This is a genomic window from Vreelandella sedimenti (assembly GCF_013416325.1).
Classification (GTDB): Bacteria; Pseudomonadota; Gammaproteobacteria; order Pseudomonadales; family Halomonadaceae; genus Vreelandella; species Vreelandella sedimenti.
Window position 1 is genome coordinate 138,869 of record NZ_JACCGK010000002.1, and the last position, 25,320, is coordinate 164,188.

29 protein-coding genes are annotated in these 25,320 nt (G+C 54.6%); 18 read left to right on the forward strand and 11 right to left on the reverse strand.

Features of this window, described 5'->3' with window-relative positions; genetic code table 11:
- Window positions 1–6 precede the first annotated feature (6 nt).
- Entirely contained in the window at window positions 7–375 is a 369-nt protein-coding gene (locus tag HZU72_RS02670; RefSeq protein ID WP_180090349.1) for a DUF1428 domain-containing protein, read from the forward strand.
- A gap of 24 nt (window positions 376–399) precedes the next feature.
- Here the strand turns inward: HZU72_RS02670 and HZU72_RS02675 are convergent, their stop codons facing one another.
- On the reverse strand, window positions 400–2,070 hold the full coding sequence (locus tag HZU72_RS02675; protein ID WP_180090351.1) for a bifunctional metallophosphatase/5'-nucleotidase: 1,671 nt from the start codon (window positions 2,068–2,070) through the stop codon (window positions 400–402).
- A 175-nt stretch (window positions 2,071–2,245) separates the two neighbouring features.
- Between HZU72_RS02675 and phnD the strand changes: the two genes are divergently transcribed.
- From phnD to phnE, 3 genes are all read left to right on the forward strand, one after another.
- Complete coding sequence (phnD, locus tag HZU72_RS02680; RefSeq protein ID WP_235975964.1) at window positions 2,246–3,187, forward strand: phosphate/phosphite/phosphonate ABC transporter substrate-binding protein; 942 nt, start codon at window positions 2,246–2,248, stop codon at window positions 3,185–3,187.
- Between the two features lie 112 nt (window positions 3,188–3,299).
- Window positions 3,300–4,103, forward strand: a complete 804-nt coding sequence (gene phnC, locus HZU72_RS02685; RefSeq protein ID WP_180090353.1) for a phosphonate ABC transporter ATP-binding protein — start codon at window positions 3,300–3,302, stop codon at window positions 4,101–4,103.
- A gap of 16 nt (window positions 4,104–4,119) precedes the next feature.
- Window positions 4,120–4,923, forward strand: coding sequence for a phosphonate ABC transporter, permease protein PhnE (gene phnE, locus HZU72_RS02690; protein WP_180090355.1), 804 nt, complete (start codon window positions 4,120–4,122; stop codon window positions 4,921–4,923).
- Window positions 4,924–5,047: 124 nt separating this feature from the next.
- Here the strand turns inward: phnE and HZU72_RS02695 are convergent, their stop codons facing one another.
- Window positions 5,048–6,052: a porin gene (locus HZU72_RS02695; RefSeq protein WP_180090357.1), complete on the reverse strand. Its 1,005-nt coding sequence runs from the start codon at window positions 6,050–6,052 to the stop codon at window positions 5,048–5,050.
- A 323-nt stretch (window positions 6,053–6,375) separates the two neighbouring features.
- Between HZU72_RS02695 and HZU72_RS02700 the strand changes: the two genes are divergently transcribed.
- From HZU72_RS02700 to HZU72_RS02710, 3 genes are all read left to right on the forward strand, one after another.
- Window positions 6,376–7,539: a glycosyltransferase family 4 protein gene (locus HZU72_RS02700; protein ID WP_180090359.1), complete on the forward strand. Its 1,164-nt coding sequence runs from the start codon at window positions 6,376–6,378 to the stop codon at window positions 7,537–7,539.
- Complete coding sequence (locus HZU72_RS02705; RefSeq protein ID WP_180090361.1) at window positions 7,502–8,041, forward strand: phosphatase PAP2 family protein; 540 nt, start codon at window positions 7,502–7,504, stop codon at window positions 8,039–8,041. Before HZU72_RS02700 ends, HZU72_RS02705 begins: the two co-directional genes overlap by 38 nt.
- Before the next feature lie 94 nt (window positions 8,042–8,135).
- Window positions 8,136–9,587: a sodium/glutamate symporter gene (locus HZU72_RS02710; protein ID WP_180090363.1), complete on the forward strand. Its 1,452-nt coding sequence runs from the start codon at window positions 8,136–8,138 to the stop codon at window positions 9,585–9,587.
- A 138-nt stretch (window positions 9,588–9,725) separates the two neighbouring features.
- Here HZU72_RS02710 and HZU72_RS02715 read toward each other — a convergent pair whose 3' ends face one another.
- Window positions 9,726–10,013 (reverse strand): hypothetical protein, encoded by a 288-nt coding sequence (locus tag HZU72_RS02715; RefSeq protein WP_180090364.1) that lies wholly within the window; start codon window positions 10,011–10,013, stop codon window positions 9,726–9,728.
- A gap of 502 nt (window positions 10,014–10,515) precedes the next feature.
- Between HZU72_RS02715 and HZU72_RS02720 the strand changes: the two genes are divergently transcribed.
- The 3 genes from HZU72_RS02720 to HZU72_RS02730 all read left to right on the forward strand — a co-directional run bounded on the left by HZU72_RS02720 (window position 10,516) and on the right by HZU72_RS02730 (window position 11,441).
- The gene (locus HZU72_RS02720; protein WP_180090366.1) at window positions 10,516–10,647 is read left to right on the forward strand and encodes an entericidin A/B family lipoprotein; all 132 of its coding nucleotides are present in this window, start codon (window positions 10,516–10,518) and stop codon (window positions 10,645–10,647) included.
- A 5-nt stretch (window positions 10,648–10,652) separates the two neighbouring features.
- Window positions 10,653–11,180 carry a YqiA/YcfP family alpha/beta fold hydrolase gene (locus HZU72_RS02725; RefSeq protein ID WP_180090368.1) on the forward strand — a complete coding sequence of 176 codons (528 nt, stop codon included), beginning with the start codon at window positions 10,653–10,655 and terminating at the stop codon, window positions 11,178–11,180.
- Window positions 11,181–11,267: 87 nt separating this feature from the next.
- The gene (locus HZU72_RS02730; RefSeq protein ID WP_180090370.1) at window positions 11,268–11,441 is read left to right on the forward strand and encodes a DUF6435 family protein; all 174 of its coding nucleotides are present in this window, start codon (window positions 11,268–11,270) and stop codon (window positions 11,439–11,441) included.
- Window positions 11,442–11,701: 260 nt separating this feature from the next.
- On the opposite strand, the gene ntrC is transcribed toward HZU72_RS02730, so the two are convergent.
- The 5 genes from ntrC to glnA form a co-directional block, all read right to left on the reverse strand.
- On the reverse strand, window positions 11,702–13,129 hold the full coding sequence (gene ntrC / locus HZU72_RS02735; protein ID WP_180090372.1) for a nitrogen regulation protein NR(I): 1,428 nt from the start codon (window positions 13,127–13,129) through the stop codon (window positions 11,702–11,704).
- The gene (gene glnL, locus HZU72_RS02740; protein WP_180090374.1) at window positions 13,126–14,184 is read right to left on the reverse strand and encodes a nitrogen regulation protein NR(II); all 1,059 of its coding nucleotides are present in this window, start codon (window positions 14,182–14,184) and stop codon (window positions 13,126–13,128) included. Before glnL ends, ntrC begins: the two co-directional genes overlap by 4 nt.
- A gap of 344 nt (window positions 14,185–14,528) precedes the next feature.
- The gene (locus tag HZU72_RS23985) at window positions 14,529–14,663 is read right to left on the reverse strand and encodes a hypothetical protein (RefSeq protein ID WP_268896220.1); all 135 of its coding nucleotides are present in this window, start codon (window positions 14,661–14,663) and stop codon (window positions 14,529–14,531) included.
- Window positions 14,660–14,872, reverse strand: coding sequence for a hypothetical protein (locus HZU72_RS23745; RefSeq protein ID WP_235975965.1), 213 nt, complete (start codon window positions 14,870–14,872; stop codon window positions 14,660–14,662). Before HZU72_RS23745 ends, HZU72_RS23985 begins: the two co-directional genes overlap by 4 nt.
- Window positions 14,873–15,007: 135 nt before the next feature.
- On the reverse strand, window positions 15,008–16,414 hold the full coding sequence (gene glnA, locus HZU72_RS02750; RefSeq protein ID WP_180090376.1) for a glutamate--ammonia ligase: 1,407 nt from the start codon (window positions 16,412–16,414) through the stop codon (window positions 15,008–15,010).
- A 532-nt stretch (window positions 16,415–16,946) separates the two neighbouring features.
- Here glnA and HZU72_RS02755 point away from each other — a divergent pair.
- A complete protein-coding gene (locus HZU72_RS02755; protein WP_180090378.1) occupies window positions 16,947–17,570 on the forward strand; it encodes a hypothetical protein in 624 nt (207 codons plus the stop codon).
- A 61-nt stretch (window positions 17,571–17,631) separates the two neighbouring features.
- On the opposite strand, the gene HZU72_RS02760 is transcribed toward HZU72_RS02755, so the two are convergent.
- Window positions 17,632–18,660, reverse strand: coding sequence for an acyltransferase family protein (locus HZU72_RS02760; RefSeq protein WP_180090380.1), 1,029 nt, complete (start codon window positions 18,658–18,660; stop codon window positions 17,632–17,634).
- Between the two features lie 152 nt (window positions 18,661–18,812).
- On the opposite strand from HZU72_RS02760, the gene HZU72_RS02765 reads away from it, so the two are divergent.
- Both HZU72_RS02765 and HZU72_RS02770 read left to right on the forward strand, forming a co-directional pair.
- Window positions 18,813–19,781, forward strand: a complete 969-nt coding sequence (locus HZU72_RS02765) for an alpha/beta hydrolase (protein WP_180090382.1) — start codon at window positions 18,813–18,815, stop codon at window positions 19,779–19,781.
- Window positions 19,782–19,847: 66 nt separating this feature from the next.
- Window positions 19,848–20,153 carry a hypothetical protein gene (locus HZU72_RS02770; RefSeq protein WP_180090384.1) on the forward strand — a complete coding sequence of 102 codons (306 nt, stop codon included), beginning with the start codon at window positions 19,848–19,850 and terminating at the stop codon, window positions 20,151–20,153.
- 253 nt (window positions 20,154–20,406) lie between these two features.
- Here the strand turns inward: HZU72_RS02770 and HZU72_RS24180 are convergent, their stop codons facing one another.
- The gene (locus HZU72_RS24180) at window positions 20,407–20,535 is read right to left on the reverse strand and encodes an HD domain-containing protein (RefSeq protein ID WP_180090386.1); all 129 of its coding nucleotides are present in this window, start codon (window positions 20,533–20,535) and stop codon (window positions 20,407–20,409) included.
- Between the two features lie 161 nt (window positions 20,536–20,696).
- Between HZU72_RS24180 and HZU72_RS02780 the strand changes: the two genes are divergently transcribed.
- The 5 genes from HZU72_RS02780 (at window position 20,697) to HZU72_RS02800 (ending at window position 24,340) form a co-directional block, all read left to right on the forward strand.
- Window positions 20,697–21,368, forward strand: a complete 672-nt coding sequence (locus tag HZU72_RS02780) for a hypothetical protein (protein WP_180090388.1) — start codon at window positions 20,697–20,699, stop codon at window positions 21,366–21,368.
- Window positions 21,369–21,521: 153 nt separating this feature from the next.
- Complete coding sequence (locus tag HZU72_RS02785; RefSeq protein ID WP_162836274.1) at window positions 21,522–21,671, forward strand: hypothetical protein; 150 nt, start codon at window positions 21,522–21,524, stop codon at window positions 21,669–21,671.
- On the forward strand, window positions 21,668–22,402 hold the full coding sequence (locus HZU72_RS02790; protein WP_180090390.1) for a metal ABC transporter ATP-binding protein: 735 nt from the start codon (window positions 21,668–21,670) through the stop codon (window positions 22,400–22,402). The genes HZU72_RS02785 and HZU72_RS02790 overlap by 4 nt, the downstream gene beginning before the upstream one ends.
- Entirely contained in the window at window positions 22,386–23,276 is an 891-nt protein-coding gene (locus tag HZU72_RS02795; protein ID WP_180090392.1) for a metal ABC transporter permease, read from the forward strand. The genes HZU72_RS02790 and HZU72_RS02795 overlap by 17 nt, the downstream gene beginning before the upstream one ends.
- A gap of 35 nt (window positions 23,277–23,311) precedes the next feature.
- Window positions 23,312–24,340 (forward strand): metal ABC transporter solute-binding protein, Zn/Mn family, encoded by a 1,029-nt coding sequence (locus tag HZU72_RS02800; protein WP_180090394.1) that lies wholly within the window; start codon window positions 23,312–23,314, stop codon window positions 24,338–24,340.
- Window positions 24,341–24,363: 23 nt separating this feature from the next.
- Here the strand turns inward: HZU72_RS02800 and HZU72_RS02805 are convergent, their stop codons facing one another.
- Window positions 24,364–25,239, reverse strand: coding sequence for a LysR family transcriptional regulator (locus HZU72_RS02805; protein ID WP_180090396.1), 876 nt, complete (start codon window positions 25,237–25,239; stop codon window positions 24,364–24,366).
- Window positions 25,240–25,320: the final 81 nt, after the last annotated feature.

Genomic DNA, 25,320 nt, shown 5'->3' on the forward strand with positions numbered 1-25,320 from the left:
ACAGCCATGAGCAAGCTTACACACCCTTATGTAGATGGTTTCGTCGCTGCCGTGCCCAGCGCTAATAAAGCTGCGTTTATTGAGCATGCCCGTGCCGCGGCCGCTGTTTTCAAGGAACACGGCGCACTGCGGGTCGTGGAGTGCTGGGGAGACGATGTCCCCGAAGGGGAAGTGACCTCCTTTACCATGGCGGTCAAGCGCAAGGAGGACGAAAGCATCATCTTTTCCTGGATAGAGTGGCCATCGCGCAGCGTGCGCGATGAGGCCATGCCGAAAGTCATGCAAGACCCGCGCTTGCAGATGGACGTTAACCCGATGCCCTTTGATGGCAAGCGGCTCATCTTTGGCGGCTTTGAAAGCATCATCGATAAGTAAGCGCTACCCGTGGCCCGGAACTCACTACGACGCTTCCTGGGCCACACCCTCTTGCGCCACAACTTCTTGAGCTACATCAGTAATCCGCCCTTCCACCTGGTAGAACACCTCTTTACGTTCCACCATATAGTCGCGCAGCATCTCCCAGTCCGTGTTGCCAACGATGGTGTTGCGACCATCTTCATAGGCAGCGCCAAGTACCGCATGACCGTCGCCGCCAGCAGCGGTAAAGTTATTGGTGGCGATGGTATAAGTACGTTCGGGGTCAATCGCCTGCATCGCGCCTTCCTGGGCAACGCTTAGGCTAACCACCCGCTCGCCCGACGGCTCGCCGCTGTCGTATATCAACTCAACGCCTGCTGACACCTGCAGAAAACCGCCGTCTTCGCCAGGTGCATTAGCCAGGGCGATCTCGAAGGTTTCCAGCAGCTCGGCGCCAGTGACATCAAGCAGCGTCAGGCGATTGCCAAATGGCTGCACGACAATCAAATCACCCACAGACACATCACCACTCTCAATCGCTTCACGGATGCCGCCGCTATTCTGAATCGCCATAACCGTGTCGGGTGCCACCTGCTGCGCAGCATGCAGCTGGGCATCGGCGATTAAATTGCCCAGCGCTGTTTCATTGGCACGCACGCTCCGTTCATCGCCACTACCGTGACGCGGGTTGGGGAGCGTGGAAATTACCTTGGCGCTGACCTGGGTATCCCGCAGTGTCTCAATCTCAGCGGTGTAGGATTCAAGCCGCTTGGCGGCATCAGCGTCCGCTTCGCGATCGTCGGCAGCGAGCAGTTCCCCACTTGCATCCACCACCACGCCGTTCTCGTCAAAGGTGACCTGCATAACGCCCAGGTGCTGGCCATACTCGCCTGCCTGGCCAATCACCGTCGGTGATGGGAGCTTCTCACCAGAGCGGCTCTCGCTCAGCAGCCTGGGGGGCGACACTTGGGTGTGGCTGTGGCCACCAATAATAATGTCGATGCCTTCGACATGCTCTGCCAACAGCAGGTCATTACCTACGCTAGGGTCACTGTCGTAGCCCAGGTGGGTAAGGGCAATAATCTTGTTAACGCCCTGCTCTTCAAAGCTTGCCACCATGGCTTCAGTCGCTTGGCGATAATCGCTGATGGTGACGTGGCCAGGGCTGGAGATCGTTTCACTGTCCTGAGTGCTTAACCCAAAGATGCCGATTGGCTCACCGTTATGCTCAACGATCATGCCGTCATAAAGCCTCCCCGCCTGCGGGTCAGCGCTGACTGAATCACCCAACATGTCAGCAAACTCCTGGCCTGCAGAGAAGTCCAGATTCGCCCCTAAAATAGGAAATTCGGCGCCTGCGAAAAACGCCGCTAGCGCTTGATGGCCCTGCTGTGGATCACCCAAATCGAACTCATGGTTGCCGGGCACAAAGGCGTCGTAGCCCATCAAATTCATAAACTCCAACGCATCCTGGCCTTGAAACTCCGTGAAGTAGAGCGTGCCTGAGAAGATATCACCGGCATCCAGCAGCAACCCTTCGCCAAAGCGCTCCTGCGCCTCGTTCAGCGTGGTAATTAGATAGGGGTACTGGTCGGTACGCCCATGTAGATCGTTAGTGTGAAATAGCGTCAGGGTGTAGTTATCAGCAAAGGCAGGAGGAACGGTGGCAAATAACGCTGTCCCTAGCGCCAAGCCATAGCGGTGAAAACGCATTTTAAGTGACTCCTTTCATAACAGTGTTCAGACACTTTAGCAGTAAAGATGCCTGCCGGGAGCGTCATAAATCCGTGATCAAATCGTCATCTTCACTTCACCGTACCGTCATTGTCGGCTGCCACCCTAGCTACCACTTCAATGTAGACTTTTTTCATCGGCAGGATAACGACTAATGCATAAAGCCAATGTCAGTACTAACCGTTTCCATAAAAACCGTGTTGGTAAACAACTCGCCCGTAAAACAGCGCTAAGCCTAGCAATCGTAGGAGTGGCATCACTTGCCACCTCGCCAAGCGTGTTCGCCAATGATGATTTGAGCAATGTGTGCCCTAACCCGATCCGCATGGCGGATACCGGCATTGAAGGCATGGGGCCGCTAGAAGAGGCTTTCGGCCCCTTCGCCGAAGCATTTGAAACCACTACCGGCCTTGAGCTGGAGATGTTTAGCCTGAGTAACCGCACGGCTGCGGGCACGGCGCTTCAGTACGACGATGTTGATCTTGTTTTCGCCGGCCCGTCTGAATTTGTGCTGTTTGACCGTGAAAGCGATATCGACATTCTGTTTGCCATTGAACGCCCACATTACGGCAGCAGCTTTTTTGTACCCGCCGACAGCGATATCGACACCCTGGCGGATCTGGAAGGCCACCGCGTAGCGCTGAAAGATGTGGGCTCCACCAGTGGGCATATTTTCCCCAGCCAGATGTTGGTAGACGCGGGCCTCGATATCGATCGTGATCTGGAAATTATTATGGCCGGTGATGCACGCATTGCGGCACTCGTTAATGGTGATGTAGACGCAATGGGCGGTGGCAACCGGGATATCGACGAAATTCAGGCCATGGATCCCGACGGCGAATACCGCGTAATCGCCAAAAGCGACGTATTACCCGGTGACCCGGTGATAATGCGCGGTTCGCTAGACAACGCCTGCAAAACGGCCCTAAGTGAAAAACTCAGAACCAATGCCGACACGCTCTGGAACGCGCTGATTGCCACCGATCGCAACGAAGATAAGTTCCTAAACCGGGACTCTTCGCTAGGCTTTGACCGCACCAACGCAGATTACGACGTAGTACGCCGCGCCTACGAAGCAGCGGGTATCGATCTGTAAACATCCCCCTCTTTTCGCACCACAACGGCACAGGAATGTGCTGCTAATAAGTAGGTCTGACCATGAACATTCAATTTATCCACCTCCTGCCGCTAACGCAGGAGGTTTTTTTATGAAGGCTATCAGCGTCCACAATCTGCATAAACACTACGGGCAGTTGCACGTACTGCGTGGCTTAACGCTGGAGATTACTCGAGGCGAGTGCGTCATTTTGTTGGGTGCGAACGGCTGCGGTAAATCGACATTAATGCGCTGCCTAAATGGTCTAACATCCCATGATCAAGGGGAGATCACTATTTTGGGCGACTCCCTCACTCACCTTTCTAAACCACAATTACGCCAGCTACGACGCAAAGTGGGTGTGGTTTTCCAGCAATTTAATCTGGTGCAGAACGTCAGCGTGTTTCAAAACGTGCTCTATGGCGCCAAGGGACAGCAACGTTTTGGCCTGCTCGCCTCGCTCGCTTGCCTTGCTACTCATGAGTTGCGCGAGCGCGCTATGGCCTCACTTGAACGCGTTGGGTTAGCACACAAGGCCCATGCCGACTGTCGTCAACTTTCCGGTGGTCAACAACAGCGGGTGGCCATTGCCCGCACGCTGATGCAGGACGCCGAAATAATTATTGCCGATGAACCTATAGCCAGCCTTGACCCAAAAGCCGGCAAAGAAATCATGGATTTGCTGCTGGACGTAGTGTCGGAACGGCGTTTAACCGTGCTGTGCACGCTGCACCAGTTGGAGTTAGCCCAACAGTACGGCGACCGCATTATCGGTATGAAAGCGGGCCAAATAGTCCTCGATACGCCGAGGCAGCAAGTGGCTCTTGCCACTATGCAGCAGCTCTACCAGGGCGATGTGCGGGTAGACCAAATTTCGCCCCCAACTGTTGATAACGCTGCCCTCCCCACTTCCTGATAATAGCGAGGCAACCATGCCCAATCACCACCGAACCAGCACGCCTTTGCCACCACGCTTTGCCATGCCCTCCCCTTTTACCTGGGGGGTGGCGTTAGTTTTTTTAGCGCTGTTTATTCAAGGTGTCATGGCCACCAACTTAACCCTGGAACGCCTGCTCCGTGGCGGCGTCAATTTAGTGCACTTTATAGGGCGCGCCTTTCCTCCCGACCTGGCCGATCTCGATGTATTGGCGTGGTCGATGTTTGAAACCCTTAACATTGCCATTGTTGGCGTTACCATCGGGGTTGTTTTAAGCCTGCCGTTTGCGCTGCTGGCGGCTCGCAACACCTCGCCAACCCCGTGGATCCGCTCCATCACACGCTTGATGATTGCCACCATGCGTACCATTCCAGACCTTATTTGGGCGCTTATTTTTGTGGTAGCGGTTGGCTTAGGACCGATTGCAGGGGTACTCGCGATTGTGATGGATACCATAGGCTTCGCGGCTCGCTTCTTTTCAGAACGCATTGAAGAGGTTCACCCAGGCCCTTCCGAAGCACTCAGCGCCACAGGCGCAGGTAGGCTGTCGGTGATCGGTGGTGCCATTTTGCCGGAAACGTTGGCATCAATGACGGCAACAAGCCTCTATAGCGTTGAGAAAGCGCTGCGCTCGGCGGTGACGCTTGGCCTAGTGGGGGCTGGGGGTATCGGGGTTGAACTAGCCGCTGCCATGCGCCTGTTTAACTATGACCGCGCGTTAACCATTATCCTGGTGATTCTGATTGTGGTCATTGGCTTTGAACAGCTCTCTTCGCAGATTAGAAAGCGCGTCATTTAAAAGTTTGCTTTTAAAAACGCTAAAAACCGGTGTGGAATTATCCACACCGGTAAAGATCGAAACATGCGAGCTAACTAAAAGCTAAAGAACTAAAGCAACATTACCGTTAACGTCACTCTATCAATTAGAAGTGATAGCGAGCGCCTAATGCGTAGTACATATCTTCTTCGAAGTCATTAACAGCATCCAGGTTACGATCGTTCAACTCGAGGAACATATCGAAATTGCTAGACAACTTGTACATTGAGCCTAATGCCCAAGCGTTACGCTCATCGCTAGCGCCGTCTACGTCGATGTTGTAATAATCGGCGAAGAACTTCCAGGAATCGATAGCGAAAGTAGCACCAACACCGATTTTATCGAAACCACCACCGTTAACATCGTCATCACCGCGGGTTTCATAACCTACACGAGCAGAGAAAGCATCCGTAATGGCAAACTCGCCCGTAGTGCCGTAACGCACTTCACCGTTACCGCCACCGCGTACCGTATCTTCCACATAGCCAAGCGCTAAACGAGCTGGGCCTGTTTCGTAGACGACACCACCCTGAGTGGCGATAACGGATCCTTCGGAAGTCTGCTCGGCTTCAGTCAAACCACGCTCAGAGAAGTGCTTGGCAGAAATAACCGCCTGAAAACCACTCATTTTAGGTGTTTTATAGCCAATCGAATCGCCACGTGCCTGTACACCACCGCCAGCAAACTCATAGCCACGTTCAACGTAGACGTCGAACGGCGTCATTACGTAGCTATCGTAGAAGCTATCGTAGTTACCGGCCATGAAGGTACCAAACTGCTGGCTTTCCAAACCCAGGTAGCTGTTGCGCACTTCATCGAAACCAGAGTCCTGGTTGCGCTCGTCGCCGGTAAAACGCCACTCTACACGGGCGAATGCACGTAGATCAGTGGAGATTTGATGGCCGGCGGTAATCCGCAGACGGGAGCCGAAATTGCGGAACTCTTCACCGTTATCAACACCGTCATCAACACCGCCACCTTCAAACCCCATGGCAATACGGCCATAGATTTCCAGGTCGGTACCGTCTTGATCATAAACGGTTGCTGCTTGTGCTGCAGAGGCTGCCAATAAACCGCTAACGGCTAGGGCCAGTGTCGTTTTTTTAAACATGATCGTTCCCATTGAAGTAATTAATGCTTGCGCTTTGCGAAGGCACAATGAAGGACGAATAACGCCTCAACACTGGGAACCTTAAAGGAGTTATGTTTCATTAATCTTAAAGTTTTATTTTTTTGGAACTTATTTTTTATGTGCTATTAAATAAAATTGCCATCCAAATTTAACATTTAACTGATATGAAAAGAGGTGTCTGTAGCACTTTATCACTTAGCCTATTTATTTAAGCGTGTCATCACTTATTCACCTATTTGTCTCGGCAGTGTCATTCACTCCACCCACACTGTACGAAAACGTGATAAAGGGATGAATCGCTCATGCGGCTCTGCATCGTTAGTGAGACATGGTCACCGGACATCAATGGCGTTGCCCATACGTTGAGCCGGTTAAGCTATGAACTTAACCGGCAAGGAGTGCCGGTGGATGTGATCCGCCCTCGACCACGATCTGTGGGTAATGCGGCCGGTATTAACCGCGAGCTACAGGTGCAGCGCCTTGCCCTACCTGGCTACACCGATGTGCAGGTAGGGCTGGTTAGGCCCGCTACACTGCGCCGCTTTTGGCGCCAACATCGCCCCGATATAATCTATGTAGCGACTCAAGGCCCTCTCGGCTGGGCGGCACGCCAAGCGGCACGGCAACTCAATATCCCCCTGGTAGCGGGCTGGCACACCAACTTTGACCACTACTGTGAAGATTATGGCGTCAATTGGCTGGCCTCGACCACACGCCGCTACCTGCGCTACTTCCATAACGGCTGTGACCTGACCTTAGTGCCTACTCATCAGCAGGCTAAAGCATTGCAGCGTCAAGGGATTCGGGGTGTTCATGTGCTGTCACGCGGACTGGATGGCGAGCGCTTTTCACCTGTCCACCGTGACTCTTCATTACGCGAACACTGGGGAGTTAGCGAGCATCAGCCGGTGGCTCTTTACGTTGGCCGACTAGCCGCAGAAAAAAATCTCACCTTGCTCCATGAAAGCCTTCAAGCCATGCGTGAGGTTCGGCCCGATATCGCCCAAGTGATCGTCGGCGATGGCCCCGCACGGGCACAGTTGGAAAAGGCGCTGCCCGATGCCCATTTTACCGGCTTTGTGGGGCAAGAATCGCTCGCTCGCCACTATGCTAGCGCCGACCTGTTTATTTTCCCCTCACTTTCAGAAACCTGGGGCAATGTGGTGGCGGAAGCCATGGCCAGCGGCTTAGCCGTGGTGGCCTATGATCATGCGGCCAGCGCTGAGCTCATTAACAGTGGCCACAACGGTGTCACCGTCCCCGCTGGCAATAGCACTGCTTTTCAACAGGCAGCGGTTGAGTTGTGCCAACACCCAGCTGACTATGCTCGTTTAGGCCGAGTTGCGCGGTTACGCGCCCTTGAGCAGAGCTGGACGGGTATTGCCGAGCAGTTTTTGCGTTACTTACACCAAGCCCAGGAGGCTCATCATGCGCCCGCGTCCGCTTGTCGTATTCGACCGTCTTGACCTGCTGGAGTGGCAGTTCTGCCAGCGCATTTCACGTCTATCGATCTACCGCCCCTGGCGAATCACGCTTCAGACCGCCAGCCGCTTAGGCGATTGGCCTATTTGGGTGCTGCTGATTCTCGCCCAGCCCTGGCTTCAACCCAATGGTGCTTGGCGCGTACTGCAGTACAGCGTCATCGCCCTATTTGCCGTGGCGGTTTATCGACTGGTGAAAACCCGCTTATGCCGTGAGCGACCCTTCATTACCTATAGTGAAGGCATTGAGTGCTGTGAACCTGCCCGCGACCGTTACAGTTTTCCCAGCGGCCATACCATGCACGCGGTGATGTTTAGCGTCTTAGTCGCCGCCCACACACCCTGGCTACTGCCGGTGGTATTGCCATTAACGCTGCTGATAGCGGTCTCACGGGTAGGGTTAGGGCTGCACTATGTAAGCGATGTACTGGCAGGGGCAGCGATGGGCTACGCTTTTGCCTTGGCCAGCCTGTATTGGATGGGGTAACGGCCCCTGTTTTCCCGTGACTGGTTTCGCGTAATTAGTCACTAAGCGCTATGGTTAAACCAACCTTGTCTTTTCTGCATCAAGGAGTGATGTGATGACCATGACGGTTGGTGAATTATTTATAGCGCTCGTCACTATTGCGTTAGTCCTCTTAGCCAGCAATGCCCTTCGATTGTGGCTTCCCAGGTTAAGACGACTCTTCCTTCCTAGCTCAGTCATTGGCGGTTTATTACTCTTACTGATGGGCCCCGATGTGTTGGGCCGAGCACTTCCCACCTTTTTTGAAGAGAGCCCTGGGCTGTTCCCTGCCTATGTACAAGAGAGTTGGGCAGCACTGCCGGGGCTGCTGATTAATGTTGTCTTCGCGGCGTTGTTTATTGGTAAAGTGATCCCCGGACTGCGAACTATTTGGCTGCGTGCGGGGCCGCAAGTTGTGGTTGGCCAAACAATGGCATGGGGCCAATATGTTGTCGGCTTGAGCTTAGCACTGCTGGTGTTGGTGCCGATGTTTAACATGAACCCCATGGTGGGGGCGTTAATCGAAATCGGCTTTGAAGGCGGCCATGGCACCGCCGCTGGCATGGCAGAAACCTTTGAAGAGCTAGGTTTTGAAGAGGGCGCAGACCTTGCCTTGGGCTTGGCAACGGTGGGCATTGTCGCGGGGGTGTTAATCGGTACGGTGCTGATCAATATCGCCGCGCGCCGTGGGATTATCCAACTCAATGATGAGAGCCAGCACGCTGATGATCCAGACGAGCTAATGCGTGAAGACGAACGCCCCTCTACTGAAGAGTTCAGCGAGTTCAAAAAAGATCTAGTGCAAGAATCGGGTACCACTGACCCTCTCAGCCTACATATTGGCTTAGTAGGCATCGCCATTGTGATCGGCTGGCTAATTCTGTCGGGCTTGCAATGGATTGAGCAAGTCACCTGGGCACGCGATGGCGGCCTAGAAATTCTTGCTCACGTCCCTCTATTCCCTATCGCCATGATCGGTGGCGTCATCGTTCAACTGGTGGTGATGCGGTTTGGGTTACAAAGCCATGTGTCTAGTCGCACCATGTCACGCATTGCAGGCACCGCGCTCGACTTTACCATTGTGGCAGCACTCGCCACGCTGTCGCTAACCACCTTAGGCGAGTACTTCCTGCCCTTCTTGCTGCTTGCTATGGCAGGGATTGCCTGGGGACTATTCGTGCTGATCGTTATAGCTCCCCGAGTGATTCCAGAAAACTGGTTTGAACGTGGGGTGGGCGATTTTGGCCAATCAATGGGGGTCACCGTTACCGGCCTATTGTTGATGCGCATGGCTGATCCTAAAAATGAATCTGGCGCACTCGAGAGCTTTGGCTATAAACAGCTGATGTTTGAACCGATTGTGGGAGGAGGGCTTTTTACAGCCGCTGCCTTGCCGTTGATTGCCGAATTTGGCGCCTTGGCCGTACTTATTTTTGCCGCCCTGTTAACCGTAGGATGGCTAGCGTTTGGCCTACTCTATTTCGGACGTATGGTGCCTGACCGGGGTAAAGGTCGCTGGAAGAATTAACACGCTTAAATCGCGCTCTGCCCTGACACTGAAACGCCCGCGTCAGCGGGCGCTCGTATTTTTATATTATTTAAAACAAGTATTTAAAGATCAGGCGGCATGTCATCGCGTTCATCAATACTGGCCGTAAACGATGACTTAAACATCATATACACGCCCACGCCTGAAAACCCTAAGAACAAAACAAACATGCATAACATCAATGCCATCGCCATAATCTTGTCCCTGATTGCGCGCGGTCGTTACGTTGACGTTTTCTAACCGCTGCATTTTAGTTTCATCGAAGGATAGACCAAAATCACGCATTTTTCTGTACAAAAGCTGTGCAAAAACTAGGCCCTTAAAAAAATTCATATATATCAAAATGTTATTAAATCCGCACACGCAAAAAAACCACCTCACTTGCATGAGATGGTTGATTTGCATCGCTCCGCTCCCTAGCTTGATGAACAGCGCCTCCTTGCGCTGCAACCAGTGAGTGGGCTAATTGTCCCTTAAACATCCTGTTCGTTTTTCGGCTTCCTGCCTTCCATTTTGCTGTTAGCCCACTCACTCAGTTACTGATGAAAAATGTTAACTTGACTAGCGTTAAGTGACTGAATTTCAAACTGACTTACGTTATTCAACTGCTTGGTTTCTGAATGGATTCTAATTAGTAGCTGCAGGCAATGAGCCAAACCATGCCAATAGTATAAATAAACATTTAAAAACAATTACTTAAAAAATAAAAAAACAAGTGACAAAGCACTCTTCACCTCTGTTTTCCATGTATAGAAGTGGCACATGCGACATAAACATACGGTTTCGAGGCATACTGCTATGCTCCCGTGTGTTTAAACGTATTGAAAACCGTAGCGAATCGTCACGACAGGGGGTATTTTTGCTTTCTACTCCCTTCCACTAACGGCATGCCTTCAAGGAGGCTTTTATGAAACGCACTATCGCCCTCGGCTTCGTGATGGTGGTGACCCTGCTGCTGGTCAGTGGCTGTAATACCATTCGCGGTGCGGGTGAAGACATTCAACAGGGTGGCGAAGCTATCCAGCGCGCAGCGAGCTAACCGTTATGATGACTGTTTATCTATCCCATGGCCTTGAGAGCGGGCCAGGCGCACTGAAAACCCAAGCGATGAAAGGTGTTGCGCAAAAGCTGGATGACTGTGAGCCCGTGGTCATGGATTATCGAGGCATAGCAGAGCCGCAACAGCGCCTTGAATACCTGCTGAGAGTATTAGCCGAGCGCGGAGACGACCCTGCCCAGTGTGTACTGGCAGGCTCCAGCTTGGGGGGCTGGCTAAGCGCGGCGGCCAGCGCTCAGCAGCCGGTGTTGGGCTGCTTTCTGCTGGCGCCTGCATTGGGACTTGCCGACTACCCGGAAACGTCACCGATTATTCAGGCGCAGCACACTCATATTATTCACGGCTGGCGGGATGATGTGGTGGCCCCTGAACCGGTGATCGAACGTGCTCGTCTTCAGCGCTTATCGCTGCGCATGGTTGACGACGATCATCGCCTGCACGCGAGCCTGGAGACTATTTTATGTGATTTTGAGCGCTTTTTAAGCCAGTGCGCCGCGCCTAATCACTACGATTAGAAAGCTAGTTAAAACAAACATTCGACACGAGCATTCCAAACCTATACAAATAGTGTACAAAAGACATTGATAGCGAGGAGATTGCTCATGTTAGGTATGTTTAAGCGCGACCCCAAAAAGAAGCTTCAGCAAGAGTATGAGCGCAAACTACAAGCCGCCATGGAGGCTTCACGCAATGGCGATATGCGTGCCAATGCCACGCTTACTGAAGAAGCAGAAACATTACTTGCCGAGATCAGACGTATTGAAGCTACACAATAACCTTATTGGCCATAGAAAACGCTATGGCTTACTAGCGGTTGTAGCGCTAGTTAACCTGCTGCCCAACGCCACTTTGGCAGCCTGCCCAAACCCAGGGCAGTAGTGGCAGGATGAGCAGCCACTCGCCAGTAGTGATCTGCACTTTGCCCGACCCTACCCTAGCCGATGCGGTATATATACTCGCTGACGACTAGAAGCCTGTCTCGCTTGGCCGATCGTGGCGAGAAGCACGAATTTTGAGCCAGACAGGCTCCAAAAGATTACTCGTCAGCGAGTGCCGGTAGCAGTGTTTTCAGTTTACGCGTGAGCGTATTGCGCCCCCAGCCCAGCAGCTCGGCGGCTTCACCTTTACGCCCGCCGGTATGTTTTAACGCTGTTTCAATCAGAATCCGCTCAAAATCGGGCACCGCTTCTTCCAGTAGATGGGTATGGCCTTCTGCCAGAGCATGATCCGCCCAGTCGCGAAACGCCGTGCGCCAATCGCCGTGGGCACTGCTTTCAGAAGCACTGGGTGAACGCAGCTCCGGCGGTAGATCTTCAACCAGAATCTCACGCCCTGATGCCATCACGGTGAGCCAACGGCAGATATTTTCTAACTGCCGTACGTTGCCGGGCCACTGCAAACGCGTTAAGTGGGCTTCCGCTTCGCTGGTCAGCACCTTGATATCGGTCGTCAGCTCTTTCGCCGCTTCAGCTAAAAAGTGCCGCGTTAAGCGTGGGATATCTTCGCGGCGCTCGGCAAGCTTGGGCAGGTGGATACGGATCACGTTCAGGCGATGGAACAAATCCTCCCGGAAGCGGCCGTCATCCACCAACACTTCTAGGTTTTGGTGGGTGGCAGCAATAATGCGCACATCCACTTTGACCGGCGTATGCCCGCCAACGCGATAGAACTCCCCATCGGCCAGCACGCGCAGTAGCCGCGTTTGGGTTTCAGCGGGCATATCGCCTATTTCGTCTAAAAATAGCGTACCGCCGTTGGCTTGCTCAAACCGCCCCTGGCGCTGCTGGGTCGCCCCGGTAAAAGCACCCTTCTCGTGACCAAACAGTTCAGACTCAATCAAATCACGGGGAATCGCCGCCATATTGAGGGCGATAAACGGCTTGCCCGCACGAGGGCTATGCTGATGGAGTGCCTGGGCAACGCGCTCTTTGCCGGTTCCCGACTCCCCATTAATCAACACCGTAATGTGGGAGTGAGAGAGGCGACCAATGGCGCGGAACACTTCCTGCATGGCGGGGGCTTCGCCGATAATTTCGGCGTTCAAGCCTTCCGGCACGGTCACCGGACGCTGGCGTTCACGGGCGTGGGCCACGGCGCGGCGCACCAGCGCCAGGGCCTCGTCAACATCGAACGGCTTGGGCAGGTATTCAAATGCCCCGCCCTGATACGATGCCACGGCGCTGTCCAGGTCGGAGTGCGCGGTCATCACGATCACCGGCAGGTCAGGATGCGCCTCGCGTACCCGGGACATTAGATCCAGCCCGTCGATACCCGGCATACGAATATCGGTAACCAGCACGTCGGGTGGATTTTCCAACAAGCGTGTCAGGGCAACGTCGGCGCGCTCGATACACTCAACGTCAAGGTCGGGTTGCGCCAAGGCGCGCTCCAAAACCCAGCGGATAGCGCGGTCATCATCGACAATGACCACCCGCGCAACATCATTACGTGCAGCCTCAGTCATGACGCTTCTCCGGTGAAATTAATAACCATGGGAATCAGTAAACGAAATTCGGTGTGTCCAGGGCGTGAGTCGCATTCAATCAATCCTTGATGCTGGTGCAAAATCGACTGGGCGATAGAGAGCCCAAGGCCGCTGCCTTCCGCGCGTCCCGACACCATGGGATAAAACAGCGTCTCCTGCAGCGTATCGGGAATGCCGGGGCCGTTATCGATCACGGCGACTTCACTGACCAGCCGGTGACGTTCGGCACCAAGCGTAAACTGGCGACGGGCACGGGTGCGTAGTATTAAGGTAGGCTCCGGCGTTTGCGCATCGCTCATAGCCTGCACCGCATTGCGCGCCACATTGAGCACCGCCTGAATCATTTGCGATTCATCGCCAGAAAGGTCGGGCAAGCTGGGGTCGTAATCACGGCTGATCGTCACACTAGGGTGTTCGGCAATCAGCAGTGCCCGCACTCGCTCCAGCACTTTATGGATGTTGACCGGCTCGTGTTTAAGAATCCGGTTAGGGCCGAGCATGGAGTCGACCAGATCGCGCAGCCGATCCACCTCTTCAACAATGATATGGGTATATTCGCGCAGCGCCGGGTCGTCTAGATCACGCTCTAGTAGCTGTGCTGCCCCGCGAATGCCACCCAGCGGGTTTTTGACTTCATGGGCGAGCCCGCGGGCAAGCACCTTGATGGTCTCCTGGCGTGTGGTTAGCGCCTCTTCCCGGGAGATCTGCATCAGCCGATCCCGCGGCTCTACTTCCAGCAGCAGCTCATCGTCGGATAACGGCGTCACCGTGTAGTCAACGGTGAGCGGCTCGCTATTCAGCGGAGTAATGCGCGCTTCACGTTGGGTATAGGGGTGAAACGCATCCCGCGCCTTGGCCAATACTTCGTCTATGCTTTCATCCCCGCCAAGTAGCGTATCCAGGCTGATCCCGTGAACACGGCTAAGGCTGACCGCTAACAACGCTTCAGCGGCAGGGTTCATCCAGCGCACACGCAGTTCGCCGTCTAGCAGCAATACCGCTGTGGTGAGATGCTCAAGCAAACGCTGATGCATGGTGGTGTCCTGAAAAATCGCGTCTTCCATCGCCGATACAGACCTACAGGTGGATGATCAATGAGGGAGCTGCAAAAAGCGCGCCAACTATGCATTTATGTCCATTTGCACGGCTTGCGGGCATCGCAGCGAAAGAGTACGAGTCGTTTTAGCGCACTTGCCGTGCCAAACGCCCCTGTTAACGCACCATCTTAGTGCACCCAGATTTTGGTAGGGAATACTTAGGGCTGTTTTTTTGATCGCGTTTATTAAGGCGCTATTAAGGAACCGTAAGTAATCGTCACCGCTGCCGTGCGGTGCTGTAAACGCTGGCTGCTATCCAGCAGCTCTGCCTGGATCTCGTATCACCCCGTGGTTAGGCCCGTTAACCAGAAGACATCGCTGTACAGCGCTGTCTGACTAATCTCGCCATTCACCAACAGCCACACCTGATGACCGTCGCGCAACGGTGGCGCAATAACCAACTCCACCGCGGTCATCCCCTCTTCCACCTGTGCGCCTTGCTGGGGCAGAGCGATCGAAAAGTGGTCGTAGGAAAGGGTTGGCCTGGGTTATCGGTAAAGGTAACGTTGCCGTGCTGATCGGGCACCCAGTAAACCGCCTGCCCGAATGTCGTGCCACCCACTGCCCTCACGCCTGAGAGAGCTACCAGCACACTGCTCATCGCTACTGTATTGATCTTGCTCATCGCTCCCCTTGCATGCTTCTCAGCCTCCCAGCAATAAAAAACCCCGCCGTAGCGGGGTTCTATTAGCAATCATTGTTACCACCGCCTGGCTGAGAGTAACAGCCAGGAGCGAGTAACGCTGATTAGCAGCTGTACTTAACAGCTATAGTACATATCAAACTCGATGGGGTGAGTGGTCATACGAATACGCTCCACTTCTTCCATCTTGAGTTCGATGTAGGCGTCGATCATTTCGTCGGTGAACACGCCACCTTCGGTCAAGAACGCACGGTCAGCGTCGAGGGCTTCCAGTGCTTGATCCAGGCTGTGCGCCACAGTCGGTACTGACTTGCCTTCTTCTGGCGGCAGGTCGTACAGGTTTTTGTCCATGGCATCGCCAGGGTGAATCTTGTTTTTGATACCGTCGATACCCGCCATCAACATGGCAGAAAACGCCAAGTAAGGGTTGGCAGTCGGATCAGGGAAGCGCGCTTCAACACGCTTGCCTTTCGGGCTGGCGGTGTAAGGAATACGAATTGACGCCGAACGGTTGCGGGCACTGTAGGCCAGCATGACCGGTGCTTCAAAGCCAGGTACCAGGCGCTTGTACGAGTTGGTAGAAGCGTTAGTAAAGGCGTTCAGGGCACGGGCGTGCTTGATGATGCCGCCGATGTAGAAAAGCGCCATTTCAGACAGGCCAGCGTACTCGTCACCGGCGAACTGGTTGTTACCATCTTTCCAGAAAGACTGGTGAACGTGCATACCCGAACCGTTATCACCGACCAGCGGCTTCGGCATAAAGGTGGCGGTTTTGCCATACGCGTGGGCCACGTTGTGGATCACGTACTTCATTTCCTGAACTTCGTCAGCTTTCTTCACCAGCGTGTTGAATTTAACGCCGATTTCGTTCTGACCTGCGTTGGAAACCTCGTGGTGGTGCACCTCGACGGTCTGACCAATCGCTTCCAGGGTATTACACATTGCGCCACGAATATCGTGGAAGCTATCGACCGGGGGAACCGGGAAGTAGCCGCCTTTAACGCGCGGGCGGTGGCCTAGGTTGCCGCCTTCTACTTGGCTATCGGTTGCCCAAGCGCCTTCTTCGGAAGTGATTTTGTACATGGAGCCCTGGATATCAGACTTCCAATGCACTTCGTCAAAGATAAAGAATTCAGGCTCAGGACCGAAGAACGCGGTGTCGCCCAGGCCAGTAGACTGCAGGTAAGCTTCTGCACGCTTAGCGATAGAGCGCGGGTCACGATCATAGCCCTGCATGGTGGCCGGCTCGATGATGTCACAGCGCAGCACCAGCGTCGCATCTTCGGTGAAGGGGTCGAGGTAACCCGTACCATCTTCCGGGCGCAGAATCATGTCGGATTCGTTAATGCCCTTCCAACCTTCAATAGAAGAGCCATCGAACATTTGACCATTCTCGAAGAATTCTTCGTTCACATCGCGCGCAGGCACGGTCACGTGCTGTTCTTTACCGCGAGTGTCGGTGAAACGCAGATCTACCCATTTAACATCGTGTTCTTCAATTAGCGCGAGAGTCTTGGCTGACATAGTGTCCTCCGGTATGAGCGTGGCTTAAAGCTAACGACAGTAAGCTACCGATAAAAGTGTTGTTCGACAAAATACGTGCTAAACCGCACGTTTGTCATTCTTGTTCGCTCAACGTTTGCCTGACATTGATTAACAAATCGCTTAGCGAGCATTTCAGACCGGCTATCGTTTTAGCACGCCGCAGGGCTTATGCCTACGGCCCGCTAGCCGCTTGCAAATACAATGCAGAGAGCATGCCAACACTGCACCAATATGGCATAAAAAAACAACAACTATTTGTTTTAAAAGCATTAAAAAGTGGATTTTAATGCCTCTTGATGACGCATAATGGCGTAGCAGGCTGTTCTGAACCGTCTAAAAAGCCTCTCATGCACCAAAATAGAACAAAAATAACGTCTTGCGCGCCATTGAGGTGCACGAACCATACGTAGCGCTGTTTTTTAGCTCGCAAATTTTTTACTTGCTACGCAAATAAACCAGATACTACAATAAATTACAAATTGATAGGTTTGATCACAATTGGAGTCGGCAAATGGGATCGGTCTGCTTTATCGTTGATGCCATGGTGACGGGTGAAATGTTGCCACGCCACTTAAAATCCATACGTGAATCCGGTGTTGCCGACCACTTGCTGCCTATTTTGGTGACAGCCACTCAAGCGCAAGAACGCCTGAGTGCTATTGAACAGCGCTACCATGCTCATTCACTGATTACGCCATCACGACCGCTGGGGGCTCGCTTGAATAAAGCCGCGTTTACCAGCCAGGCAGAGTGGCTCATTATTGCGCTGCAGAAAAAACCACTGCCTGCGGAGCTATGGGGTGCACTCTATTCACAGCTCAACACTTACACCCTGGACGCCTTGATTATTGGCCTCAACCGGCCATCGCTGTCGGAACGCATCCTGCGGCGCTTATTGGCCAGTGCATTACTTTTACCGCCCTACATTGCCGTTAGGCGAGCTTGGCTAGAACGCTTGGGTGGGTTTGACCCTGAGCTGGACGATAACAGCGCGATCGACGATTTTCTGCAGCGTTTACACGCCTGCCCTACGCGTTTAAAAACCTACAACGGAAACCTGCTTAGACTAACGGAAGAGCCTGACGACCCCTTTCGACCTAACGCACCAGCTACGGCTTTCACTTCACACCCGTGATGCGTTTTCTGCCGCTATCTACCGATATCATCCACAAATACCATCCACCGCCACTCTCTGACTAACTTACCTTTAAACGCTTGCCGAACAGCATGGCGCCCAGTGTCGTGGTATTGGCGAGCTTATTAAGCCCCACTGACCCCACCACACCAACCGCCATAAGCACCAGCGCATACCCCCCAATGGGCAACGACAACGGCTCGACAGCCAGATCAGCGAGCACAAAGAACATGGGGTGAGCCAAGTAAATGCCAAACGAATACGCATTAATGTAGCGCACCCACAAAGGCGCAGGACGCCCGGCCAAGTAGCGCATGGCGCAAAGTGTGAACAGCACGAAGAAAGGAATGACCCACACCTCTTTGGAAGAGAAGGCCAGCCAGCCAGCAAAGGTCGCGGCAATAATCAGCGCCACCATTAGCACCAACAAGGCTGGGCGGGCCATTTGCTGCATCCAGGCAGGCCGCGTCAGCATCACGCTCTCAGGGGCTAGCGGGTAGTAGCGCACCAGCACCAGGGCAAGAAAAAACACATAGATCCAACCCAGTGGAGCAATCCACAGCAGGTAGCCGGGCAAGTCAACGTCAAACCAGTAAGCCAACCCCCAATACGCCATGCTGATCCCACAAGCGCCCCACAGCCACGGCACCGGGTTCAAACGCCACAGCTGCCAACGGGTAAACAGCCAATAAGCCACATAAAACTGCATCGCAATAATCAAAAAATAGCCATGCCAGCCCGCGTACACATAATACTCGATGGCATTGGCCACAAACCCCACCGACTCATCCGATGGCTGTTGGCTTAGCCATTCAGCCGTCGAATAAATAAAGCCATACACAAAATAGGGCACCATTACATATTTCACCCGCTGGGCAAGGAACCCTTCCGGCACGGATTTATCGTAGCGAACGGCAAACACAAAGACCGCAATAAACAGGAAAATCGGGGTACCCAACACCAGCGGTATGCGCATCAAATCGGTGGCAACGTTATCGAGGCGCTGATTGACATGATCTAGTAAGTGAAACAAAAAAACGGCTATACAGCCGTAAGCACGCAACCAATAGATCTCTTCAATTTTTCGCATTGGGCCTCCCGCCGCGACCTACTCCTACCCTGGCATTTTGAATGGCGATGATGAATGATTATGCTAACTGGCTGTCTTATATGGCTATGATGAACAATAAAAGCCTTCGCGCTGTCCGACCCCATTGAACAGTTTTAATTCCCGGAGGAAACGTGTTCATCCCCAAGCCACCAGTATTCTCGTACCGATTTCACTCCCTACTCACCGCGTTTATTGGCTGGCTGACGTTCAGTGGCCACTCACTCGCCAGCGAGGTCGAGCACCATCAGTTTTTCTCGCCCACGCTAGGGTACGACTACCCCTACAGTGTCTATTTACCCGATCATTATGACGACCAAGCGACAGGCGCTTATCCGGTCGTTTATATGCTGCACGGCTCTTTTGGCACCGACCGCGACTGGGTTTCTCGCGGCAATTTGCAGCAGGTGGCGGATAGGTTAATCGCCGCCGGGCATATTCCTCCGGCCGTATTCATCATGCCCGGCAGCCGCAGTTGGTGGGTGGATGGCCACAACGAACCCGCCCGCAGCGCTTTTTTTAACGACCTAATGCCCCATGTGGAAGCAACCTACCGAGTGGGCCAAGAGCGCCACCTGCGTGGCGTGGCAGGCCTAAGCGCCGGTGGCTACGGCGCGCTCAATTTTGCCCTAGAACGGCCGGAGCTGTTTGCCGCGGTAGCCGCGTTAAGCCCCGCAAGCTACGTCCCCCTGCCACCACGCAACTCCTCTGCCTGGCGCCACCCATCGTTTCGCAATGAACAGGGGCAATTTGATCGCGAGCTGTGGGAGTCCCTCAACTACACCGAGCACCTGGAAGAGTATCGCCTTCAGGTAACCCCCCGCGGTACCGAAGAAGAGGGCGACCTTTCCCCCGTACCGCTGTATATCAGCGCCGGGCGTAGCGACGTTTATGATGCTGAATTTCACGCCCGCATACTGCGCCAAGCCATGGAGCGCATCCAGCCCAACGATGTGCGCCTCGACCTCTACCCCGGTGGGCATACATGGCACGTATGGCGCGCCAGCTTACCGGCAGCGCTAAACTTTCTCTTTCAATACGTGGGGCAAGAAAACAGCCCCGTGGTGGAGACCAACAGGGCGGAGGATGAACAGCATACATAACCCCGTTGAAGGCACTACACTGAAACAACACTCATCACGCCACTCAACAAGACAAGGAAGACAGCGATGCATCAGCATATCGAATGGGACGAACCCGGCAACGCCAGTGTTATGCAGTACTTTAAAAAATACCCGGATCAAAGCAGCCAACCCGACCCGGGCGACATCATTTCCGCCCGCTACCAAGGCGCCATGGTGCGTGTCAAAGTAGAAGCCTACCGAGAAGATGACGCCGTCAGCATCGGCGAAGTCGCCGCCATCATCGACACCAACGGCGGCCGCCACCAAAGCCACAACAAGCTGGAAGTCGGCCACATCGTCCGAGTACCCGACGACAAACGCGCGCTAGAAACACCGCCGCAAGAAGAGTAAAGCCCTAGCATTGATCGAAATTCAGCGAAAGCCACCCGCGGTGGCTTTTTAGGGAGGATTTGAACAGCTATTCGGCAATACACGCATGATCACTTGTTACTAGTCATGCATATTCCGGATAGCGCGTGGTAAGCCTCAGGCGCACCCGCAGCGGTGCCACGGGCACATATCTTAAATCTAACTACGACTGTCTAAGTGAGGCCTTTTTGACGCCACTTTAAGCGGTTCATCCGCGCGCGCGGATCGGGCTTGGTCAGCGGCCTATCGGGCGAAGTAGTAACCAGCCCACGGCTGCAACATTGAGGTTGTGATACGGCAATAGATGACACTCTACGGTGCTCCTCTTGGCTTGCGCTTTACCCCAAAAGCGATAGTAAGTCACCGCTTCCTCCCGTCCCTGTTATTTACACCCCATCTAACCATCCTTCACCCCGCAACACCATTGACCTTAGTCATACTTCGCCACCCCTGAATCCACCCTCGTACCATTTGATTTGCTGCTACGCTTAGCGCTACTGCTCCCCCTTATATAGGCACTTCACAATGCATGCTTTTCGTCTTTTTGCCGCGTTGGTTACCACCTTGGTGATCGCCCTGCCTGTCTCTTCACACGCCCAAGCTCAAACCGAGGGGCAGTGGAGTGAGTACGATGACGTGTTTGAGGACGGCGCACGCCAAGCCAATATTTGGCAGTGGGGTTGGACGGGTATTTACGCCACCAGTCTGGCGGTAAACGCTTACCAATCCAGCGAGGCGAGCGACCCGGATGATCGCTTTGATGCCCGGGTGGGCGCGGTGAAATCAGTGCTGGCCTTGGGCGGCATGTTAACCGACCGCCAGCCGCACCCCGCGGCACTGGCCGAATATGAGCGTTTGAAAGCCAGTGGTGAACTAAGTGGCGTACAGGCGCTAGGCTTGCAGCTCGCCCAGGCAGAGCGTGAGCGGCGCGGCTGGGGTGCCCGGGTAAGTTCGCTCGTGGTGAATGGCGTGGCGGGTGCAGTGATTGCCACCGATGGCCGGGAAAGTGATGGTGCTATCAACTTTGCTACCGGCATGCTGGTCAATGAGCTGCAAATTTGGACACAGCCGAATCAGGCGTCTTCTGCAATTAATCGCTTCCAACCCGCCAATCTCTCGCTGGGGCCGATCACTATTCCCGGTGAGTACGCGCTGCATGTAGCGCCGCAGCAGCTAGGCGCTACCTGGCGCTATTGATACACCCTACGGTTATTCCCTTAAAGCGCTGGCGACGTTTCCGCTAGCGCTTTATCGTTGCTAGCGCGGCGTGAACGAGTAAAATACTCAGCAATTTTTTGGTTTTGCCAAACGTTATGTTATAACCTATTTGAAATTATACGAGGCCGCTTAATGAGTGAGCATACGCACCGCCATAACAAGGAAGGTCCCTGTCACTTCTCCTTGATGTCGTTATCGGCTGTTAAACGGCTGCTGTTTGTTGCCGTGCCGCTATTGGCGCTGTGGGGCTTGGTGGTTTGGGCTAGCGGGTGGTTAGGATGAGTCAGCGCTCTTTATCACGCTTACAGCTGCACAACCTGCACTTGGCCCAGGCGCGCCGCACGGTGCTGGAACATATCGAAGGCAACTTTAAGCCGGGCGCGATTACCGCGCTGATTGGCGCTAACGGCGCCGGTAAAAGCACGTTGATTCAGGCCATTATGGGCGAACTTCGGCCTATTAGCGGCGAAGTGGTCTGCACCGTCGCGAAAGAGCGCCGGGCTTGGTTGCCACAGCAGTTGGCGCTGGATCTCACCTTCCCGATGAGCGTGGAAGAGTTAGTCATGACCGGCAGTTGGCCCAGCCACGGCGCGTTAACCGGCTACTGTGCGGGGCACTACCGTAAAGGCCGCGAGATTATGGCGCGACTGGGTATTTCGCACTTGGCCCACCGCCCGCTGGGCGAACTTTCCGGTGGCCAGCGCCAGCGTGCACTGATTGGCCGTACGCTAATGCAGGAAGCCGAGCTACTGCTGCTCGATGAGCCGTTTTCCAACGTGGATAGCGAAACCGTGGATATTTTGATCCGCATCCTGCGCCAGATGGCGGACGACGGTGCGACGATCATTGTCGTGCTGCACGATATGGATCACCTGCGCCGCCTGGCCGATGAAGTGCTGATGCTAAACGGCGGCCATGGCCGTTGGGTGGCACCCAATGCGCTGACGCATCAACACGCACCCGCTCAGGTAGTGCCGTTTACCATGGGAGGACGCCATGCTGGATCTGCTTAATGCGTGGTTTGTCAGCCCGTTTGATTACGGTTTTATGCGCCGCGCGGTGGTGGGTGGTTTGGCGCTTTCGTTGGCCGCGCCCCCGCTGGGGGTGTTTTTGGTGCTGCGCGGCATGAGCCTGATTGGCGATGCCATGGCCCATGCGATTTTGCCCGGCGTCGCGCTGGGGTTCTTGCTGGCGGGATTTTCGCTGCCGATTATGAGCATTGGCGGGGTGCTGTTTGGGTTAATGGTTGCGCTGCTGGCGGGGGCGGTCTCAAAAATGGGCGGCCAGCGCGAAGATGCCGCCATGGCGAGCTTTTTTATTATCTCGCTAGCCGCAGGCGTGATGCTGATTTCACTGGGCGGCAGCAGTGTCGACCTTACCCATGTGCTGTTTGGCTCGATTCTGGCGATCAACTCCACCGCGCTACTGCTAATCACGGGTATCAGTACGCTGATTGTGCTGACCCTGGCGGTGGTATTTCGCGCCCTGGTAGTGGAGTGCTTGGATCCGCTGTTTTTACGTGGCCAAAGCCGCCGCAGCGGCTGGGTACACAGCGTGTTTTTGGGCCTGCTGGTGCTGAACCTAACCGCCGGTTTTCAAACCCTGGGTACGCTAATGGCGGTGGGACTGATGATGCTGCCCGCTACCTCGGCGCGCTTTTGGAGCAAACGCCTGGAGGGCTTGATCGGCATCGCGATTGTACTGGCCATGGTAGCGAGCACCGGTGGCCTGCTGCTCTCTTTTCATCTGGATATCCCTTCAGGCCCAAGCATTATTCTGCTGGCGGGGTTCGGTTATCTCTTTTCGGCCCTGTTTGGTCGCTACCACAGCTTGGCAGCCAAGCTACGGCGTAAAACCACGCCGCTGGCAGTGGAGCAAGGGTCTTAATCGTCAGTCTTCATGCTTTTTGTAAGGAGTGTTGTATGTCGCTTGCCTATTTATCATCTCGGCCATCACGCTGGTTAGTCGGTGTTTCCGCGATGCTGACGCTGCCTGCCGCTATCGCTAACGAGCGCATTCAGGTGGTGACCAGTTTCTCTATCCTGGCGGATATGGTGGAAAACGTAGGCGGCGAGCATGTCGAGGTGACCCCGCTGGTGGCTGCCGATGGCGATGCCCACGTTTACTCCCCCAGCCCCGGCGATGCACGCTCCCTGGCCAATGCCGATTTAGTGGTCTTCAACGGCCTGCTGTTTGAGGGCTGGATGGAGCGCCTGATTAGCGCCAGCGACTACAGCGGGCCGATGGTCACCGCGACCGATGGTATTGAACCGCTCTCTTTCGCTGCACATGAAGAGCACGGCCATGATGATCATGACGAGCACGACCATGGGCACGACGACCATGACCATGAAGAGCATGCCGATGAGCACGCGGGGCACGACCATGGCAATCAAGACCCTCACGCCTGGCAGGATATGTACCAAGCCGAGGTATATATCGCCAATATCCGCGATGGCTTAATCGCCGCCGACGCCGATAACGCCGATGCGTACCGCGCCAATGCGGAGCAGTATTTACAGGAAATGGCCGAGGTAGACGACGAAATTCGTGCGCTGATTGACGAGATCCCGGCCTCCACCAGCGTGATTACCGGCCACGACTCCTTTGGCTACTTCTCAAGCGCCTACGGGGTGACCTTCCTCTCTCCAGTAGGGCTTTCCACGGAAGCCGACCCCAGTGGCGCCAGCATGGCGGCACTAGTGGATGTGATTGAACAGGAGAACGTGAAGGCGCTGTTCCACGAGAACATGACCAACCAGTCGATCATCACCCAGCTCGCCGAAGAGACCGGTCTGCCGATTGCGGGCACGCTTTACGCCGATGCGCTGGCAGCAGAGGGTGAAGCGAGCACTTACCTGGGTATGATGCGCCACAATGCGCAGGTGCTGCACGATGCGCTAGCCCAGCCGGGTCATAACGGCAATGACGATCATGATCACAGCCACTAAGCAGATAACCTCAATAGTGCTGCTCAGGCATTAATGGCCGTGAGCAGCCACTCCCGGAAGGACGCCATAGCGTGGGTTTCAGGGCGTGTCTGCAGGCGAGTCAGCCAGTAACCGCCCAGACTGACAGCGGTGTCGAAAGGCTGTACCAGTGCGCCGCTGTTTAGTTGGCGGGGAAACATCAGCGGTGGCGCCAGCGCCACGCCTGCCCCTTGTAGGGCTGCTTCCACCATGGCGATGGAAGAGTCAAACACAATGCTGTTGGTCATCGGAAAGCTGCGTGGTAGCCCTGCCGCCAATAGCCACTCTGTCCACTCATCGGCGCGATAAGAGCGCAGCCAGGTTTCCCCCAGCACATCGGCTGGGGTGTTCAGCCGCGCGGCGATATCGGGTATGCACATTACCGAGAGGGACGCCGGTAGTAGCGGCTGCGCCGCGGTGCCATGCCAAGCCCCTGTGCCAAAGCGGATCGCAAAATCCAGCCCTTCGCCGGCAATATCCGCGCGGTTGTTATGGGTGGAGAGCCGTAAATCGACGTAAGGGTACTGGCGCTGAAAATCTCCCAGTCTCGGCAGTAACCAGCCGACAGCAAAAGTCCCCACCACGCCGACGTTTAATACCTCCCGATAGCTGCTCTCGCCCACCCGCTCCAGCGTGTGGGCTATCTGGTCGAATGAACTCTTCAATACCGGCAGCAGCAGCTCGCCCTCCTGAGTAAGCATTAGCCCTCTCGGCAAACGCTTGAACAGGGGTACCTTCAACAGCGTTTCGAGCAGCTTAACCTGGTGGCTCACCGCCGCCTGGGTCACGTAAAGCTCTTCTGCCGCGCGGGTAAAGCTTAAATGCCTGGCCGACGCCTCAAAAGCGCGCAGCGCCTTCAATGGCAGGTAGGGACGCACCACCTTAACCCCCAAATTTTTCTAATGGCTTATGCAAAATATCGCTGTTTGTGAATTGCCGCAGTGCGCCGTAAGTTAGCCACT

What these genes read in the sequence shown, in the direction of transcription:
- HZU72_RS02670 (WP_180090349.1), top strand. Translation starts at nt 7, where the DNA reads ATGAGCAAGCTTACACACCCTTATGTAGATGGTTTCGTCGCTGCCGTG.
- HZU72_RS02675 (WP_180090351.1), bottom strand. Translation starts at nt 2,070, where the DNA reads ATGCGTTTTCACCGCTATGGCTTGGCGCTAGGGACAGCGTTATTTGCC.
- phnD (WP_235975964.1), top strand. Translation starts at nt 2,246, where the DNA reads ATGCATAAAGCCAATGTCAGTACTAACCGTTTCCATAAAAACCGTGTT.
- phnC (WP_180090353.1), top strand. Translation starts at nt 3,300, where the DNA reads ATGAAGGCTATCAGCGTCCACAATCTGCATAAACACTACGGGCAGTTG.
- phnE (WP_180090355.1), top strand. Translation starts at nt 4,120, where the DNA reads ATGCCCAATCACCACCGAACCAGCACGCCTTTGCCACCACGCTTTGCC.
- HZU72_RS02695 (WP_180090357.1), bottom strand. Translation starts at nt 6,052, where the DNA reads ATGTTTAAAAAAACGACACTGGCCCTAGCCGTTAGCGGTTTATTGGCA.
- HZU72_RS02700 (WP_180090359.1), top strand. Translation starts at nt 6,376, where the DNA reads ATGCGGCTCTGCATCGTTAGTGAGACATGGTCACCGGACATCAATGGC.
- HZU72_RS02705 (WP_180090361.1), top strand. Translation starts at nt 7,502, where the DNA reads ATGCGCCCGCGTCCGCTTGTCGTATTCGACCGTCTTGACCTGCTGGAG.
- HZU72_RS02710 (WP_180090363.1), top strand. Translation starts at nt 8,136, where the DNA reads ATGACCATGACGGTTGGTGAATTATTTATAGCGCTCGTCACTATTGCG.
- HZU72_RS02715 (WP_180090364.1), bottom strand. Translation starts at nt 10,013, where the DNA reads ATGCAAATCAACCATCTCATGCAAGTGAGGTGGTTTTTTTGCGTGTGC.
- HZU72_RS02720 (WP_180090366.1), top strand. Translation starts at nt 10,516, where the DNA reads ATGAAACGCACTATCGCCCTCGGCTTCGTGATGGTGGTGACCCTGCTG.
- HZU72_RS02725 (WP_180090368.1), top strand. Translation starts at nt 10,653, where the DNA reads ATGATGACTGTTTATCTATCCCATGGCCTTGAGAGCGGGCCAGGCGCA.
- HZU72_RS02730 (WP_180090370.1), top strand. Translation starts at nt 11,268, where the DNA reads ATGTTAGGTATGTTTAAGCGCGACCCCAAAAAGAAGCTTCAGCAAGAG.
- ntrC (WP_180090372.1), bottom strand. Translation starts at nt 13,129, where the DNA reads ATGACTGAGGCTGCACGTAATGATGTTGCGCGGGTGGTCATTGTCGAT.
- glnL (WP_180090374.1), bottom strand. Translation starts at nt 14,184, where the DNA reads ATGCATCAGCGTTTGCTTGAGCATCTCACCACAGCGGTATTGCTGCTA.
- HZU72_RS23985 (WP_268896220.1), bottom strand. Translation starts at nt 14,663, where the DNA reads ATGACCGCGGTGGAGTTGGTTATTGCGCCACCGTTGCGCGACGGTCAT.
- HZU72_RS23745 (WP_235975965.1), bottom strand. Translation starts at nt 14,872, where the DNA reads ATGAGCAAGATCAATACAGTAGCGATGAGCAGTGTGCTGGTAGCTCTC.
- glnA (WP_180090376.1), bottom strand. Translation starts at nt 16,414, where the DNA reads ATGTCAGCCAAGACTCTCGCGCTAATTGAAGAACACGATGTTAAATGG.
- HZU72_RS02755 (WP_180090378.1), top strand. Translation starts at nt 16,947, where the DNA reads ATGGGATCGGTCTGCTTTATCGTTGATGCCATGGTGACGGGTGAAATG.
- HZU72_RS02760 (WP_180090380.1), bottom strand. Translation starts at nt 18,660, where the DNA reads ATGCGAAAAATTGAAGAGATCTATTGGTTGCGTGCTTACGGCTGTATA.
- HZU72_RS02770 (WP_180090384.1), top strand. Translation starts at nt 19,848, where the DNA reads ATGCATCAGCATATCGAATGGGACGAACCCGGCAACGCCAGTGTTATG.
- HZU72_RS02780 (WP_180090388.1), top strand. Translation starts at nt 20,697, where the DNA reads ATGCATGCTTTTCGTCTTTTTGCCGCGTTGGTTACCACCTTGGTGATC.
- HZU72_RS02785 (WP_162836274.1), top strand. Translation starts at nt 21,522, where the DNA reads ATGAGTGAGCATACGCACCGCCATAACAAGGAAGGTCCCTGTCACTTC.
- HZU72_RS02790 (WP_180090390.1), top strand. Translation starts at nt 21,668, where the DNA reads ATGAGTCAGCGCTCTTTATCACGCTTACAGCTGCACAACCTGCACTTG.
- HZU72_RS02795 (WP_180090392.1), top strand. Translation starts at nt 22,386, where the DNA reads ATGCTGGATCTGCTTAATGCGTGGTTTGTCAGCCCGTTTGATTACGGT.
- HZU72_RS02800 (WP_180090394.1), top strand. Translation starts at nt 23,312, where the DNA reads ATGTCGCTTGCCTATTTATCATCTCGGCCATCACGCTGGTTAGTCGGT.